We start from the raw sequence: 16663 nt of genomic DNA on the forward strand, positions 1-16663 counted from the left end.
CTCTTACTTCTTAGCTTTCTTATCCGCAGCGTGACCGCGGTATGTACGAGTCGGTGCAAATTCGCCTAATTTATGTCCGATCATTTCATCGGAAACATAAACAGGAACGTGCTGACGACCATTATGGACTGCGATGGTCAAACCAATCATTGATGGAATGATCATTGAACGACGGGACCAAGTTTTAATTGGTTTTTTATCCCCGCTTTCCACCGCCTTCTCTACCTTCTTCAACAAGTGTAGGTCAAGGAAAGGACCTTTCTTGAGAGAACGTGGCATGGCTTATCCTCTTTAGTTAATAAAATTATTTGCCACGACGACGTACGATAAATTTATCAGTACGTTTGTTGTGACGAGTTTTCTTACCTTTGGTCTGAACGCCCCAAGGTGTAACAGGGTGTTTACCAAAGTTACGACCTTCACCACCACCGTGTGGGTGATCTACTGGGTTCATTGCAGTACCACGAACGGTAGGACGAATCCCTCTCCAACGGCTTGCACCTGCTTTACCAAGTACACGCAACATATGTTCAGAGTTACCGACTTCACCGATGGTCGCCACACATTCTGCTAATACTTTACGCATTTCGCCAGAACGTAAACGCAATGTAACGTAGTTACCTTCACGTGCGATGATTTGTACATAAGCCCCTGCAGAACGGGCAATTTGACCGCCTTTGCCTGGTTTTAATTCAACGTTATGTACAGTCGAACCAACTGGAATATTACGCATTGGTAATGAGTTACCCACTTTAATTGGTGAGTTCACGCCAGCTTGGATTTGATCGCCTACTGATAAGCCTTTTGGTGCTAAGATGTAACGGCGTTCACCGTCTTTATAAAGCACTAATGCAATATTGGCAGAACGATTTGGATCATATTCAAGACGCTCAACAACCGCTGGAATATCCAACTTATTACGTTTAAAATCAACTAAACGATAATGTTGTTTATGACCACCACCGATATGACGAGTAGTGATACGTCCTAAATTATTACGACCACCCGTTTTAGATTTGGTATCTAACAACGGTGCATAAGGTTTACCCTTATGTAATTCAGGGTTCACGATTTTAACAACGTGACGACGACCAGCGGAGGTCGGCTTACATTTAACGATAGCCATTTCTAATTTCTCCTCCTAATTACTCTGTCGCACCTTCAGCGAAGTCCAAAGATTGACCTTCTTGAAGAGTAACATAAGCTTTTTTCCAGTCGCTACGGCGACCCACTTTCGCACCACGGCGTTTAGTTTTACCTTTAACAACCACAGTACGCACTGAATCTACTTTCACTTCGAAAAGTTGAGCAACCGCGTTGGCAATTTCAACTTTATTGGCATCTAATGCCACTTTGAAAACGATAGTGTTTGAGCCTTCAGCATTATTTGTTGCTTTCTCAGAGATAAGCGGTGCTTTAAGCACACTTAGCAAACGTTCTTGTTGAATCATGCTAACATCTCCTCAATTTGTTTTACTGCATCCACAGTAACCACCACTTTATCGAAAGCAATTAAGCTCACAGGGTCGATACCTTGAACATCACGCACATCAACTTTATATAAGTTGCGTGCTGCTAAGAATAGATTTTCATCTAAACTTGCAGTAATGATTAATGCATCTGTTAACGCTAAATCTTTTAATTTTTGAACTAATGACTTCGTTTTTGGTACATCAATTTCGAATTTTTCCACCACAACCAAACGGTCTTGACGAACTAATTCAGATAAAATGCTTTTAATTGCACCGCGGTACATTTTTTTGTTCACTTTTTGGCTGTGATCTTGTGGTTTTGCTGCGAAAGTGATACCACCAGAACGCCAAATTGGTGATTTAATATCACCAGAACGTGCACGACCTGTACCTTTTTGACGCCAAGGTTTTTTACCTGAACCAGACACTTCAGCACGAGTTTTTTGTGCACGTGAACCTTGACGAGCACCTGCTGCATAAGCAACAACTACTTGATGAATTAACGCTTCATTAAACTCACGTCCGAAGGTAGTTTCAGAAACGCTGAGTGCGTTAGCACCGACAACTTGTAATTCCATCTCTATCTCCTGACTTACGCTTTAACCGCTGGTTTCACGATAACATTACTATCAGTTGCACCTGGAACAGCACCTTTCACTAATAATAATTTACGCTCAACATCAACACGAACAACTTCAAGTGATTGAACCGTTACACGTTCAGCACCTAAGTGTCCAGCCATTTTTTTACCTTTAAACACACGACCTGGGGTTTGGTTTTGACCAATAGAACCCAACACACGATGTGATAAAGAGTTACCGTGAGTAGCATCTTGAGTACGGAAATTCCAACGTTTAACACCGCCTTGGAAACCTTTACCTTTTGATGTACCAGTAACATCGACTTTTTTAACATCTGCAAAGATGTCAACATTAATTTCTTGACCTAAAGTGAATTCTTCACCTTCAGTACGAAATTCCCATAAACCGCGACCAGCTTCAACACCTGCTTTCACGAAATGACCAGCTTCTGGCTTAGTTACACGACTTGCTTTTTTAGAGCCAGTAGTAACTTGAACAGCAGAATAGCCATCGTTTTCAAGAGTTTTCACTTGAGTCACACGGTTGGATTCAATTTCGATAACGGTAACTGGAATTGACACACCGTCTTCAGTGAAGACACGCGTCATACCAACTTTACGACCGACTAAACCAATCATTGTAATAACCTCTTAAATTAACCTAGGCTGATCTGCACGTCAACGCCGGCAGCCAGATCTAAACGCATAAGTGCATCAACAGTTTTTTCTGTTGGCTCAACAATATCAACTAAACGTTTGTGCGTACGGATTTCATATTGATCACGAGCGTCTTTATTAACGTGTGGTGAAATCAATACGGTAAAACGTTCTTTACGAGTTGGTAAAGGAATTGGACCACGAACTTGTGCACCAGTACGTTTAGCTGTTTCTACGATCTCCGCCGTAGATTGATCGATCAAGCGATGATCAAATGCTTTTAAGCGGATACGGATTCTTTGGTTCTGCATTAGACCAGAGCTCCAATAATTTTTAGCTAATAAAAAACTGACACCATCACCTTTGTACAACTTAAATAAAGGGAAGTGCAGCAGACCTATTTTAGCTCCCAAATCGGGAACATTTTATCTGTTACCTATCGTAACAGTCCGTTTAATAAATGATTACATTAAACGACTTTCGGGTTGAAAGTGGGGGGATTATACAGGGATTTAACCTTGTTTGCAAGTGCTTTTATTTTATTATAGCCACAAAAAGTTGGTTGACGTTTATCAACCCCAACCAACTTGTTTTAGTTATTCATTTTATCAATATCAAGCATTTTCAAACTTCCGATATTTATCCAACAAACAGATATTGACTTTTGCTAACAGATCACCGTAAAGACGATAATAGCGGAAATAGACAAATAATTTAATCAAATAGAAAACTATCGGCAAACCTATCATAATCACTTTCATATAGAAAATGGTACTTTCACTTTGTTGCACATTCGGTACATAATCAATCACCGTTAATAATACCCCGATTAAAAATGCAGAAACTGCTGAACCAGCTTTGACCACCATGGTCTGTACTGCATAGGCGATAGACTCTGAGCGGATGCCTAACTTATATTCACCATAATCGACTGTATCTGCCACCATAATAACTTGTAATGTCCAGAATAAGGCGGTACCAATATTCATTAATATACCAGCGAAGATAATTAACCAAATACTATGATTATCAGAAATACCCGTATAGGCAAGTACAAGGCAAGATAAGATCGGCGAAATAGAAGCTGTTGCCCATAAAATACGACGAGAAAATAATTTTGCTAGTCTTGAGAATAATACAATCACAATAAGATTAGCGACACCTGCATAAGACATATAATAAGGGAAAAGCTCTTTATCTCCAACCACATAGGTAAAATAATAAATAGCAAAAGATGTCACAATATTGCCAGCAATGTTATAACATAACGCCATAATTAACAGACTTGACAACTGATCATTACGTGGAATTAAGGAAACTAATTGTTTTAACGGAACTTTTTGTCCTCCTTGATTTTCTTCTAGGTTATCTGAAGAATATTTTTCTTTAACATTCACTAGGGTAATAATCGTAGAAGCAGTAAAGAAAGCAATGATTACCCATACAAACATACGGAAACCAAAACCTTGATCTCCACCCCCGACATGTTCTACGAACCATAAACAAACACCCGCTGTCACAAAGTTAGCAAGGCTGGCGAAAAAACGTGGGTAAGGTACAAGTTCTTCACGTTCACGTTGGTCAAGGGTTAATGTTGGTGTGAGTGACCAAAATGGAATATCCATTAACGTATAAGTCATTCCCCATAAAATGTAAGTGACTGCAATATAAATGATTAATGCTGTCCCGCTGAAATATTCTGCATAAAATAATGAAAGTAAGCTGATGGAATTAAGAATAGTACCAATTAAAATCCAAGGTTTAAACTTTCCCCAACGAGTACGTGTATTATTTACAATCCAGCCCATAATAGGATCGTTAACTGCATCCCAGATACGTGCCACCATAAATATGGTACCAACCACAGCTGCAGAGGCTCCAACTATATCGGTGTAATAGTACATCAGATACATATACACAATACCAATAGCAAAGTCTTTACCATACGCACCCAACCCAAAGCTTAATTTTGTTTTCATCGACAAACTCATAGCCTACTCCTTACTTAATAATATTAAGAATAAGGCATAGCGAGTTAACACTATGCCTAATGTGAGATATTAACCGTTAATCCATTCAGGTAACCAATCCTTATGAGCCACTAACAACTCATCAACCAAGGCATAAATTTCTTCTAGTCCTAGTGCTGCTGCAGTATGTGGATCAAGTAATGCAGCATGATAAATACGATCTCGATTTTCCTCAATTAAGGCTTCCGTAGTTAATCGCTGTACATTAATATTAGTTTGCATTAAAGCAGCTAAATGACTTGGAATTTTACCCACTTTAGTTGGGCGAATACCGTTAGCATCAACCAAACAAGCCACTTCTACACAACAATCTGATGGGAGATTTTCAATTAAATAATCATTTTTCACATTACCATAAATGACACTTGGATCACCCGTCCAAATCGAATTAATAATATTGCTCGCATATTCTCGAGATTCAGGTACACAAATCCTGTCAGCTTGTTTAAATTCTTCCAAATCACTTTTCCATTTAGCAATTTGTTCTACACAACGTTTTGGATATTCATCAAGCGGTACTTTGTAACGTTCAATTAAATCAGGACGATTTGGCTTAATAAAATAAGGTGTATATTCACTAAAATGTTCGGATGATTCAGTAACGAAATACCCCAATTTTTTCAACATTTCATAGCGAATTAAATTATTACAGCGTAAATTATTATCCATACGTGGTTTTGGAGCGGTGCCATTCGCAAAGGCAGCTTGTAAATCAGGATAGATACTGGTGTAACTACCATCTGCAAGTTTTTTCTCAATACTGAGATAAAATGCCATATGATTGATACCCGCACAAACATAACGTAAATCATGGTAATCCAAATCTAAATCTCGTGCCAATTCTTCTGCAGTACCTTGCACAGAGTGACAAAGCCCCACTTGTTTAATATGGGGGTATTTTTCAAACATCGCCCAGCAGTTCATTGCCATTGGGTTAACATAATTTAGCATCGTAGCATTTGGACAAACTTCAGTCATATCTTCACAAATTTTCCAAAGATGTGGGACGGTACGTAAAGCACGCATGATGCCGCCAACACCAAGTGTATCGGCAATCGTTTGTTCCAAACCATATTTCTTGCAAATTTCAAAATCAGTTACCGTACAAGGTTCATAACCGCCAATTTGGAAAGCTACAACAACAAAATTTGCATCTCGTAAGGCTTCCTTTTGATTGGTATAACATTCAATCGTGCCGTTTGCCCCTACCGATTTCATTAATTTATCAATAACGAAATGAGATTCCTGCAAACGAGTCTCATCAATATCCATTAAAGCCACTCTAGCTTGCTTTAATGCAGGTTTATGAAATACATCACCTAAAATATTTTTAACAAAAACTGTCGAGCCAGCACCGATAAATGTAATTTTTGGACTACTCATAATAAACTCCTCATAATAAGTTATTTAACCTAGCTTGAGTATGGCACAGAGACGTGGTAAATTCTTCTCATAAATTTGGTAAAAATTCCTGAAATCTCAGATTTAACGATATATATCACAAAATTTCTGCTCAAAGTGCGGGGGAAAATGAAGATGTTTACTCGAAATAAAAAATTTGAAGATGAAGATATACTAAAAAGTGAGGATATTAGCCCATTATCCTTGTATCAAAAGCAATCTCCACTCAATATTGATTTTCAACATCCACCAGGTGTGATGGAAATTCATCACTGGCACGGACATATAGAGATTAATATTCCTTTTGGGAATGTTGAATATATTTTTAATGGTAAAAATATTAAAATTAAAGCTGGACGTATCGCACTATTTTGGGCATCTATACCACATAGAATGGTGGAATGCTCTCAATGTTTAGACATGGCAGTATTAGATATTCCAGTACACCTCTTTTTAGCTTGGTCACTCCCAAGCGAACTGATTAACCAAATTACCCATGGCATGATCTTACAATCAGAAAATACCAATTTAGTCAGTAAATTTGAAATTGAACGTTGGGAGAAAGAACTTAAATTACAGGATCACCGTCGTCAACAAGTAGTCTATGATGAAATCCAATTAATGATTAAACGCCTTAGTCTTGATGGCTGGCAGGCTTTATCTACGGCAGGCTATCCGTTAAAACCAGAAGCTCATAATTCTCGTCATCAATTAAGTTATGTAAGCCTAATGCTAAACCACATTGCTACCCATTATAACCAAACCTTAACCGCTGCAGACATTGCTACTGCGGTTGGTTTAAATACCAATTATGCGATGGGTCTGTTCCAAAAAACCATGCAACTTACCATAAAACAATACATCACCATGATGAGAATAAATCATGCTAAAGCACTATTAAGTGACACAAATAAATCAATGTTAGATATATCCCTCTCCACGGGATTTAATGCAGTAAGTCGGTTCTATGATAATTTTCAGAAATACGTCGGTACATCACCACAAAATTACCGTAAATTTTGTCGTTCTAATCAATATTGGCATATTCAAGGGTTATGACTAATTAAGGGGGATTAAATCGGCTATGATTAGTCTAACTACTGAATATAGAAACAAAAAAGACCAAACAACGTTGGTCTTTCTAAGTTTACAAAATTCCCTAAAAACTCACCGCACTTTTCAATTTTTTCAAGGCGTTAGTTTCCAACTGACGTACACGTTCGGCGGAAATATTGTATTTTGCTGCCAGATCATGCAATGTCGCTTTATTGTCATCTAACCAGCGAGCCTTAATGATGTCTTGACTGCGTTCGTCCAAACTTTCCATGGCTACCGTTAATTGATCTACCGCTTGGTTTTCAAAATTTTCATTTTCCAATTCTGCGGCAAAGTTTGAGCTTTTATCTTCCAAATACATTGACGGAGCAAATGTTTCTTCTTCACTTTCATCATTTGGCAAATCAAAACCGACATCCGCTCCCGTCATACGGCTTTCCATTTCAATCACATCTTGCTTGGAAACACCCAGCTCATTGGCGACTAAATCGACTTCGTTTTCGTTGAACCAGCCCAAACGCTGTTTGGTTTTGCGTAAATTGAAGAATAATTTACGTTGTGCTTTGGTGGTTGCCACTTTCACGATACGCCAGTTGCGTAATACATATTCGTGAATTTCCGCTTTGATCCAATGCACTGCAAAAGACACCAATCGCACACCCACTTCTGGGTTAAAACGTTTGACCGCTTTCATTAAGCCGATATTGCCTTCCTGAATCAAGTCCGCTTGCGGTAAGCCGTAGCCTGAATAGCCACGAGCCACGTGGATCACAAAGCGTAGATGTGACAAAATCAATGCTTTTGCCGCTTCTAAATCTTCTTTGTAGTACAAACGTTCCGCCAATTCCTTTTCTTCGTCAGCGGTGAGCATTGGGTACTCGTTGGCTGCTCGAATATAACCTTCAAGATTACCTTGTGGAACTAACATCATTTGTGCTTCTTTATTCATTATTTTCCTTCTCTCATCAAGATGAAATCTTACTTTCATTTTATAACATAAAAACCCGAAAAACAAAATCACTTTCGATTTTATGTTAAATTAGACTGTACTATTTTAGCAAAAGTTCCAGTCGAAATAAAAAATTTACGCCAAAATCGGTTTTAATTGATAGATAAAATCTTCTTCAATAACTTTGCACAACAAATCAATATTCGGAGGTTTATCCCTATCTTAATACGAGTACAGGTTTCGTGGTATTGCGAGCTACTTTAACCGTGTTGGCACTCAAGCCTTCGGCATTCGGTTTGCTACTGGCTAACATCACGATCAAATCCACCGATTTTTCTTCCGCAATGCGATTGATTTCTTCGTAAATCGTGCCATGAGCCACAATATGTTGCACTTTTGCCCCAGCAGGAAAATTCGCTTGGGTGAAATCATGCAAGGCTTTATTAGCTTCTTCCACCACCGATTTATCAAAATTCTTAGGTAAAAAAGCGGAAATAAAGCTATCGTCCATTGGTTCAATAATCGTTACCACACGATACACTGCATCAGGATTGTTGGCTGTCAGTTTTAAACAGCTCTCTACCACATATTTTGCACTTGCCAAATTACTCAAATCAATGGCGATAAGCAGTTTGTTATACATAAAATTTCCTTTTACATTAGGCTGGCGAGATTGCCAGCCATTTTTAGTTGTTAACGATCTGATTTTTTCTACGGCGTTGATTCCACCACACGCCGAACGCAAGCAATAAGGCAGGAATAAACATCCATTCTTTAGCTAAAGAATGAACGGGTAAATCTAACTCAAGAATAGTTTGATCCCAGTTTAACCCTGCTTTTGCCGCAGGTGAATCCATTTCCACATTATCAATCAAGATTTTTGGCGAAAGTTGCCCATTAATCTCAATTTGTTCGCCCGTATCTAATAGGGTTAAGCCTAAGGCTTTCACCCGCTCTTCGCCTGTTTCACCCGCTGGTACTGCCAGTTGAGAGTAAAATTGAATTTCTTTACCGTAAGGATTGATGCCCGACACTTTGAGCATAATATTTTGCCCTACGGGTGTATGTTCCAACTCTTGCACAAAATGAGCAGGTTCAACCGTACGAGCGGTTGGTGAAATATATTCCATAAAGAAACCCGGACGGAATAACGTAAAAGCTGCTAAAATTAACACCGCGGTTTCCCATGCTTTATTCTTCACAATAAAGAAATTCATTGAGGCGGCGGTAAACAGCATAATCCCGATAGTCGCCATACAGAAAATCAGCACAGCATGCCACCAAGTCACATCAATCAACAATAAATCTGTATTGAAAATAAACAAGAATGGCAAAATAGCTGTTCTTAAGCTGTAATAAAAAGCGGTTGCTCCCGTTTTAATTGGGCTACCACCCGAAATTGCAGCGGCGGCAAAAGATGCCAAGCCAACAGGGGGGGTAACATCTGCCATAATCCCAAAATAGAATACGAATAAATGTACTGCGATTAATGGCACAATTAAGCCATTTTGTTTACCCACTTCCACAATCACCAATGCCATTAAAGATGACACCACGATATAGTTTGCTGTGGTCGGCAAGCCCATTCCTAAAATCAAGCTGAAGATGGCAACTAAAATTAACATCAGTAAAATGTTACCCATTGACAAGAACTCAATGATACTAGCTAATTGCACCCCGAAACCTGTCAAGGACACCACGCCCACGATAATCCCTGCGGTCGCTGTGGCGATCCCAATACCGATCATATTTCTCGCCCCAACTTCTAAACCATCAATCAGTTCCTGTACGCCTTGTTTAAGCAGGGCTTTTTTATCGCTTTTTTCCTGTCTAAACCAACTCAATAACGGGCGTTGGGTGACTAAAATAGATGCTAACGCCAAAATCGCCCAAAACGCTGACAAACCTGGAGATAAACGCTCAATCATTAAGCACCACATCAATACCACCACTGGCAATAAATAATGTAAGCCAGCGTTTACTGTCGGTTTGGCGGACGGTAACTTCACGATTTTTGAATTGGGATCATCAGGTTCTAAATCAGGGAAACTTGCCACACGGCGAATTAAGCCTAAATAGATTATGCCCAATAACGTGCCAATCACCACGAAAGAATAATCAGGTATTAAGGTTTTAATCCAACCTAAGCCAAAATGTAAGGCAAAGAAAATCACGCACATTGTTAAGAAAAAGCCTAAAGTGCGGATCAAAACGATTAAAAATGGACGAGCAGGGTCGACACGGTCAAGCCCTTTCAGCCCCATTTTACAGGCTTCTAAATGTACGATATAAACCAAGGCAATATAGGAAATCAAAGCAGGCAAAAAGGCGTGCATAATCAATTCGCTATATGGCATATTGACGTATTCAATCATCAAAAAGGCAGCAGCTCCCATTACAGGCGGCATAATTTGTCCATTGACTGAAGATGCGGTTTCCACTGCCCCTGCTTTTTCAGGGGTAAAGCCAACCCGTTTCATCATCGGAATGGTGAATGTCCCTGTAGTCACTACGTTCGCAATAGAAGATCCTGATACCAACCCCGTTAAGGCAGAAGACACCACTGCTGCTTTGGCTGGTCCACCGTTTAAATGCCCTAAATAAGCAAAGGCGGTTTTAATGAAATAGTTACCTGCACCAGCTTTATCTAACAATGCTCCGAATAACACAAACAAGAACACATATTTCGTTGATACGCCAAGTGCAACACCAAATACCCCCTCAGTAGTGATCCATTGTTGGTTGATAATTTGAGCGAGTGAGCCTGAACGGTGACTGATAATCCAATCTGTTGGCATAAATTGCCCGAAATAATTATACAGCAAGAAAACCACTGCAATCACCACCAACGGCAAACCTAAACTGCGTCTGGTCGCTTCCAAGAGTAGCAGTACACCGCAACAGCCTGCGATAATATCTTGCAAATTTGGGGCACCAAATCGGGTAACTAAACCTTCGTAGAAGAATAAATAATATGCCCCTAAGAATGCTCCAGCAATAGCTAAACACCAGTCCAATATAGGAATCCGATGTTTGGGCGAGGTAGCAAAGGCAGGGAAAGATAAAAATGCAAGAAATAAAGCAAACGCCAAATGATAGGAACGTGCTTTGGTATCATCCACCACCACATTTAACGGAATCCCAGCGTGGGTAAATTGCTCTTGTAACCAGAATGGAAATGGGGACGTATAATAAAGTTGGAAAATAGACCAAACAATAGCAGTGATCACAATGAGCTTTTTCGCAAAGCCTTTTGGATTCCGCCCCCCTGCATCATTGGATGCCACCATATCTTGCAAGTCATCATAATCAATTACTTTTTCTTGTACAGACATAATAAAGTACCCGAATAATAAGAAATAGACACCCCACACAGGCTGTGTAGGGTGTAAGGAAAATAAAGAATGATTAAATTATTTTAACCAACCACGTTCTTTATAGTAACGCACTGCCCCTTCGTGCAACGGTGCAGATAAGGCATTTTGAATCATATCTTCTTCTTTTAAGTTCGCAAACGCTGGATGTAAACGTTTAAAACGATCGAAGTTATCAAACACTGCTTTTACTACCGCATAGACTTTATCCGCATCTACATCGGTAGAACTGACTAGGGTTGCATAAGAACCAAAAGTATCCACTGGATTATCCGTACCTTTATACAAACCACCTGGAATCACTGCTTTGGCATAGTAAGAATGTTGTTCGACTAATTTATCAATTTCAGGACCAGTTACAGGGACTAAATGTGCATCACAAGAAGCAGCCGCTTCTTTTAACGCTCCATTTGGATGACCTACATTATAAGTAATCGCATCAAGGTTGTTATCACACATGGATGATGCCATTTCTGCTGGTTTTAATTCAGCGGCGACTTTGAAATCTTTATCCGTCCAGCCTTTTTCTTTCATAATTACGTTAATGGTTGCACGTGTACCTGAACCTGGATCGCCCACGTTCACCCGTTTGCCTTTCAAATCATCAAAAGATTTAATGCCTGAATCATCACGAGCCATTAAAGTAAAAGGTTCAGCATGTAATGAGAACACTGCACGTAATTTGTCATTTTTTTTGCCTTCAAAAGAACTTGTGCCGTTGTAGGCGTGATATTGCCAGTCGGATTGAGCAATCCCCATATCCATTTCTTTTGCTGCAATGGAATTTAAATTAGCAATCGAAGCACCAGTTGATGGAGCATTACATTTGATATGGGTTTTTGCGGTATCACGATTTACCAACTGACAAATCGACTGACCAACCACATAATACACTCCAGTTTGTCCACCTGTACCGATAGTAATAAACTGCTCATCTGCGGCTTGAGCGGAAAAAGCTGACATTGCTACGCCAGCGATAAGAGAAAGTTTTAGTAATTTTTTCATAATTATAATTCCCCTAGAAAATAAGCATTAAGTTGTCGTATTTACATTCCCAATAAAGGGAACCTGTCAAGATATACTAGAATTTAGTATAAGTTGCAATCTGTTTTTTACATTCTGATCAATATTTTTATATTGTATATAAAAAATTATTTATGAATATAAATCTAATTAAATAAAAAACAAAATGCGGTAAAAATTTCTGGGTTCAGCGAAAAACTCTTAATTTTTAAACCGCACTTTTGAATAATATAGGAAATAAGGTTATTACCTATCATCTACCCCTTTCAACAAATAATTGCCATTAAGATCACAAAGACTTCGAAAACCCACATTAACGGTTTGAAATGAATTTTTGCGTTTTAACTTACTATAATCAAAATTTTCGTGATGATGACCATGGTATAATTGTGTTACGCCCATTTTTTCTGCCAGCTGATTTAATACCCGAAAACCTAATGGGTGTGGCTTAGGCGCTTCATGACAAATTAAAATATCCGCTTGTTGGCTTTCTAGTGTTTCAATATCGGACGGAAAAATAGAAACCCTATGACGTAAAGGAATACCATTCCGCCATAAATGTTCTGGCTGACAATATTGGCAATAATGAATAGGATCAAAAAAGACAGGTTTACTTGGTGGCATCCAAATTTGTCCACGAAAAACGCCCCCTAATCCCGCAATCCGTTTACCCTCAATCTCCACTACTCTAGCATGCAAATTCCGCTCTTTCCAATGACTACCCCAAATAGCTTCATAATTTGCCACAATTTTACTATCGTGATTTCCGTGAATAAACCAAATATCACAATATTGGGCTAAATCATCTAACGGTTTCGGGCTAGTCAGTTGTAAATCCCCCAAAATAATCAAGCTAATATCAGCACGTTCACGTACAAAAGGATATAAATGCTCATAACTGCCATGGGGATCGCCTGCAAATAAAATCATTATTCGTCTGTTTCCGTAAAAATACTGTTATCGTGAGTAAGTTCTGTAATTTCTTCATCATTGAGAATTTTATCCACAATAGCTTTTGCCTGATTGTACCGTTCTAAATAACTCGGTGATTCAATTTCAATATAAGGCACTTTATATTTATCTAATAATTTTTTCAGTAATTGTTGGAAACGCTGACGTGCTTTATGAGAACCCAAACTACGTAATCCATCATCCACCCATTTTGTATTATTATTCAACAAGATAGTAACATCAAAAGGATATTCCTTAATCATTGAATCTAAAAATGGGTGAGCCTTACCTTCATATTGAATACAAAACGCTTGCGTGGTAATAAAATCCGTATCAATAAATGCTACTTTGTGTGCATGACGCAAGGCATAATCAATATACCGTTGATGTCCTAATGCCATTTGTGGATAATCGGAATATTGCATGGCTTGCTCATCACCACCGAGTTGCTCAAATACAAATTCACGCCCATATTCCCATGCCGATGTGGTATTAAACACCGCCGCCAATTTATTCACCAACACAGTTTTACCGCTACTTTCACCACCTAAAATGGCAATGGTTTTAGCGAAAAATGGACGTACTTCTTTCGGGATAAATTTCCAATAATGGAACGGATTATTACGAATTTTGGTTGCTGATATGTTAAAAAAACGCCGTTCAGGATCGACTAATGCCACTTCTAAATTGAGATATTTTTCATAAGGGGCTTTGTCCTGAATTTCACTACTAAACACCACCGTTGGATTGACATTTTTCTCTTTAAATAAGGCTTTTACCGCCCCAGACCAACCTTGCCAACCGTTTGGATAGCTCGGAATACCATCTTCTAACAAATGATGAATAAAAATTTGATCCTTATGATATTTAAAAATTTGTTGCATCCAACGCAAACGATCTTGCACCGTTGGCATACGTTTCATTTTGCTATCATAAAATAGCTTAAGATCCCGTTCCGTATCACTACATACTATCACGTGCAGTTCATCCACCTTACTAAAGGCTTCAAAAATCATATTAATATGCCCAGTATGTACAGGATAAAACTTACCAAAAATCACCCCAACTCGTTTTGGCTCGGGAGCATTCGTAATATTTAACGCTTTATGTAAAGCGGTTAATTTCACCGCACTTGGGTTTTTAATTTTACCAGACACCAGTTGATTAAAATAAGCTCTGGACACATTCGCCTTTTCACAAAGCTCATTCACTTGTAAACTCAACTGCTTACGTTTTTGTTGCAGATATGAATAGTCATCGTTCATAAGAAAATCCTTAAAAAATCACCGCACTTTTGTCATGCAAAATATAAGCATTATGCTACATAATCCGTAAACTGCGGTTTAAATTTATTTAATTTTGTCTATTGTATGCAATATTTGCTTAGAATAAAAACCTTTTTTATCAATAGAAATTAAATTCAACTGGTGCTATACTTACCTCGCATTCTCAGGGCAGGGTGAAATTCCCTACTGGCGGTACAGCCCGCGAGCGTTCTGGTTAAAGTTAAACCAGAAGTCAGCAGATTTGGTGAAATTCCAAAGCCAACAGTATAGTCTGGATGAAAGAGAAATAGCGATAACCCACAGGCGAAATTTCGCTTGTTTTTGTCATTTCTTACGCCCTGATTCTGGTAACTTATATTTGCATTTTTTAAGGAATTTACTATGAATCAGTCATTATTATCCCCCTTTGGCACTGCCGAACAACGTGTGATCAACGCACTGAAAGCCTTTCAACAAGGTAACGGCGTATTAGTGTTAGACGATGAAGATCGTGAAAACGAAGGTGATTTAATCTTCCCCGCCGAAACCATTAACACTGAACAAATGGCGAAATTAATTCGCTATGGCAGTGGTATTGTCTGTCTATGTATCACGGATGAGCTTTGCCAACAGCTTAATTTACCACCCATGGTGCAAGACAACACCAGCGTCAACAGAACCGCATTCACTGTCACTATTGAAGCCGCTCAAGGCGTATCAACTGGCGTATCTGCGGCAGATCGTGTCACCACCATTAAAGCGGCTATTGCAGATAACGCAAAACCAACCGATTTACACCACCCAGGGCATGTTTTTCCATTAAGAGCCGTAAAAGGCGGCGTATTAAAACGCCGTGGACATACCGAAGCATCTGTGGATTTAGCCATATTAGCTGGCTATAAACCCGCTGCCGTGATTTGTGAAATCACTAACGATGACGGAACCATGGCAAGAACCCCACAAATCGTGGAGTTTGCTCAGAAATTTGGATATTTTGTGCTAACCATTGAAGACTTGGTTGAATATCGAAATAAACATCATTGTTAACAAACAAAAGGCATAGTAAAACTTAGTATTCACTATGCCTTAATATTAAAAAGCACGCTGTTTCGTGCTATTTTCTCCATTATCAGGTATTCTTAGCATCAAAATTCAAGCTCAAATAAGATAAAAAGAGAAAACAAATGTCTGAATTAAAATTAAACTACCATAAAACCCACTTTCTCACCAGTGCAGCGAATATTACGCAACTCCCCGAAGAGACGGGAATTGAAATCGCTTTTGCAGGGCGTTCAAATGCGGGAAAATCCACCGCACTTAATGCCTTAACCAATCAAAAAAACTTAGCTCGTACATCAAAAACCCCTGGTCGAACGCAGTTAATTAATTTATTTGAAGTGGAACCGCAATGTAAACTAGTGGATTTACCTGGTTATGGTTATGCTGCTGTCCCTGAACAGATGAAATTGCAATGGCAAAAGTCTTTATCGGAATATTTACAGAAACGAGAATGTTTGCAAGGCGTGGTGATTTTAATGGATATTCGTCACCCATTAAAAGATTTAGATCAGCAAATGATTGAATGGGCTGTCGCATCAGAATTACCTGTACTATTATTACTCACCAAAGCAGATAAACTTAGCCAAAGTGCCAGATCAAAAACCGTAAAAATGGTGCGTGAAGCGATTTTACCCTTTCAGGGTGATGTTCAAGTTGAGCCATTTTCAGCTCTCAATAAAATCGGTATAGATCGCTTGTCCGCCAAGTTAAATGAATGGTTTAGTCCTACTTTTGCCACTGAAAATCCTTAATTTTGTGATCTCTATTCCAAAAATACACCGTCATTTTTGTAAAGTGCGGTGGATTTTTTTATGATTTTTCTGATTTGTTATTTAAAAGGAAAAG

General features: G+C 38.8%; 17 protein-coding genes and 1 riboswitch. Of the genes, 3 read left to right on the forward strand and 14 right to left on the reverse strand.

What is annotated here, in order from left to right; genetic code table 11:
- Positions 1-3 precede the first annotated feature (3 nt).
- From rpsS to O1Q81_RS00420, 8 genes are all read right to left on the reverse strand, one after another.
- Positions 4-279, reverse strand: coding sequence for a 30S ribosomal protein S19 (gene rpsS, locus O1Q81_RS00385; RefSeq protein ID WP_005539416.1), 276 nt, complete (start codon positions 277-279; stop codon positions 4-6).
- Positions 280-304: 25 nt separating this feature from the next.
- A complete protein-coding gene (rplB, locus tag O1Q81_RS00390; RefSeq protein WP_386687928.1) occupies positions 305-1126 on the reverse strand; it encodes a 50S ribosomal protein L2 in 822 nt (273 codons plus the stop codon).
- Positions 1127-1145: 19 nt separating this feature from the next.
- A complete protein-coding gene (gene rplW, locus O1Q81_RS00395; protein WP_386687930.1) occupies positions 1146-1451 on the reverse strand; it encodes a 50S ribosomal protein L23 in 306 nt (101 codons plus the stop codon).
- Entirely contained in the window at positions 1448-2050 is a 603-nt protein-coding gene (rplD, locus tag O1Q81_RS00400; RefSeq protein ID WP_386697676.1) for a 50S ribosomal protein L4, read from the reverse strand. Before rplD ends, rplW begins: the two co-directional genes overlap by 4 nt.
- A gap of 14 nt (positions 2051-2064) precedes the next feature.
- Complete coding sequence (gene rplC, locus O1Q81_RS00405; RefSeq protein ID WP_386687933.1) at positions 2065-2691, reverse strand: 50S ribosomal protein L3; 627 nt, start codon at positions 2689-2691, stop codon at positions 2065-2067.
- 17 nt (positions 2692-2708) lie between these two features.
- Positions 2709-3020, reverse strand: coding sequence for a 30S ribosomal protein S10 (gene rpsJ / locus O1Q81_RS00410; protein WP_001181005.1), 312 nt, complete (start codon positions 3018-3020; stop codon positions 2709-2711).
- A 303-nt stretch (positions 3021-3323) separates the two neighbouring features.
- Positions 3324-4688: a melibiose:sodium transporter MelB gene (gene melB, locus O1Q81_RS00415; protein WP_386697678.1), complete on the reverse strand. Its 1365-nt coding sequence runs from the start codon at positions 4686-4688 to the stop codon at positions 3324-3326.
- A gap of 81 nt (positions 4689-4769) precedes the next feature.
- On the reverse strand, positions 4770-6122 hold the full coding sequence (locus O1Q81_RS00420; RefSeq protein WP_386697680.1) for an alpha-glucosidase/alpha-galactosidase: 1353 nt from the start codon (positions 6120-6122) through the stop codon (positions 4770-4772).
- 153 nt (positions 6123-6275) lie between these two features.
- Here O1Q81_RS00420 and melR point away from each other — a divergent pair, with 153 nt between their 5' ends.
- Complete coding sequence (gene melR / locus O1Q81_RS00425; RefSeq protein ID WP_386688268.1) at positions 6276-7199, forward strand: transcriptional regulator MelR; 924 nt, start codon at positions 6276-6278, stop codon at positions 7197-7199.
- Positions 7200-7299: 100 nt separating this feature from the next.
- On the opposite strand, the gene rpoH is transcribed toward melR, so the two are convergent.
- The 6 genes from rpoH to nadR form a co-directional block, all read right to left on the reverse strand.
- Entirely contained in the window at positions 7300-8145 is an 846-nt protein-coding gene (gene rpoH / locus O1Q81_RS00430; protein ID WP_386695015.1) for an RNA polymerase sigma factor RpoH, read from the reverse strand.
- Positions 8146-8362: 217 nt separating this feature from the next.
- Complete coding sequence (locus tag O1Q81_RS00435; RefSeq protein ID WP_386688272.1) at positions 8363-8788, reverse strand: universal stress protein; 426 nt, start codon at positions 8786-8788, stop codon at positions 8363-8365.
- Between the two features lie 43 nt (positions 8789-8831).
- Entirely contained in the window at positions 8832-11480 is a 2649-nt protein-coding gene (locus O1Q81_RS00440) for a TRAP transporter permease (RefSeq protein ID WP_386697682.1), read from the reverse strand.
- Between the two features lie 78 nt (positions 11481-11558).
- Positions 11559-12524, reverse strand: coding sequence for a TAXI family TRAP transporter solute-binding subunit (locus O1Q81_RS00445; RefSeq protein ID WP_386688277.1), 966 nt, complete (start codon positions 12522-12524; stop codon positions 11559-11561).
- A 264-nt stretch (positions 12525-12788) separates the two neighbouring features.
- On the reverse strand, positions 12789-13472 hold the full coding sequence (locus tag O1Q81_RS00450; protein ID WP_386697684.1) for a metallophosphoesterase: 684 nt from the start codon (positions 13470-13472) through the stop codon (positions 12789-12791).
- Entirely contained in the window at positions 13472-14758 is a 1287-nt protein-coding gene (gene nadR, locus O1Q81_RS00455; RefSeq protein WP_386697686.1) for a multifunctional transcriptional regulator/nicotinamide-nucleotide adenylyltransferase/ribosylnicotinamide kinase NadR, read from the reverse strand. Before nadR ends, O1Q81_RS00450 begins: the two co-directional genes overlap by 1 nt.
- Before the next feature lie 176 nt (positions 14759-14934).
- Positions 14935-15070, forward strand: a riboswitch (FMN riboswitch).
- Positions 15071-15160: 90 nt separating this feature from the next.
- Between nadR and ribB the strand changes: the two genes are divergently transcribed.
- Both ribB and yihA read left to right on the forward strand, forming a co-directional pair.
- Positions 15161-15805, forward strand: a complete 645-nt coding sequence (gene ribB, locus O1Q81_RS00460) for a 3,4-dihydroxy-2-butanone-4-phosphate synthase (protein WP_386697688.1) — start codon at positions 15161-15163, stop codon at positions 15803-15805.
- Between the two features lie 137 nt (positions 15806-15942).
- Positions 15943-16569, forward strand: a complete 627-nt coding sequence (gene yihA, locus O1Q81_RS00465; RefSeq protein ID WP_386697690.1) for a ribosome biogenesis GTP-binding protein YihA/YsxC — start codon at positions 15943-15945, stop codon at positions 16567-16569.
- Positions 16570-16663 lie beyond the last annotated feature (94 nt).

The organism is Lonepinella sp. MS14436, from assembly GCF_042470565.1.
GTDB lineage: Bacteria > Pseudomonadota > Gammaproteobacteria > Enterobacterales > Pasteurellaceae > Lonepinella.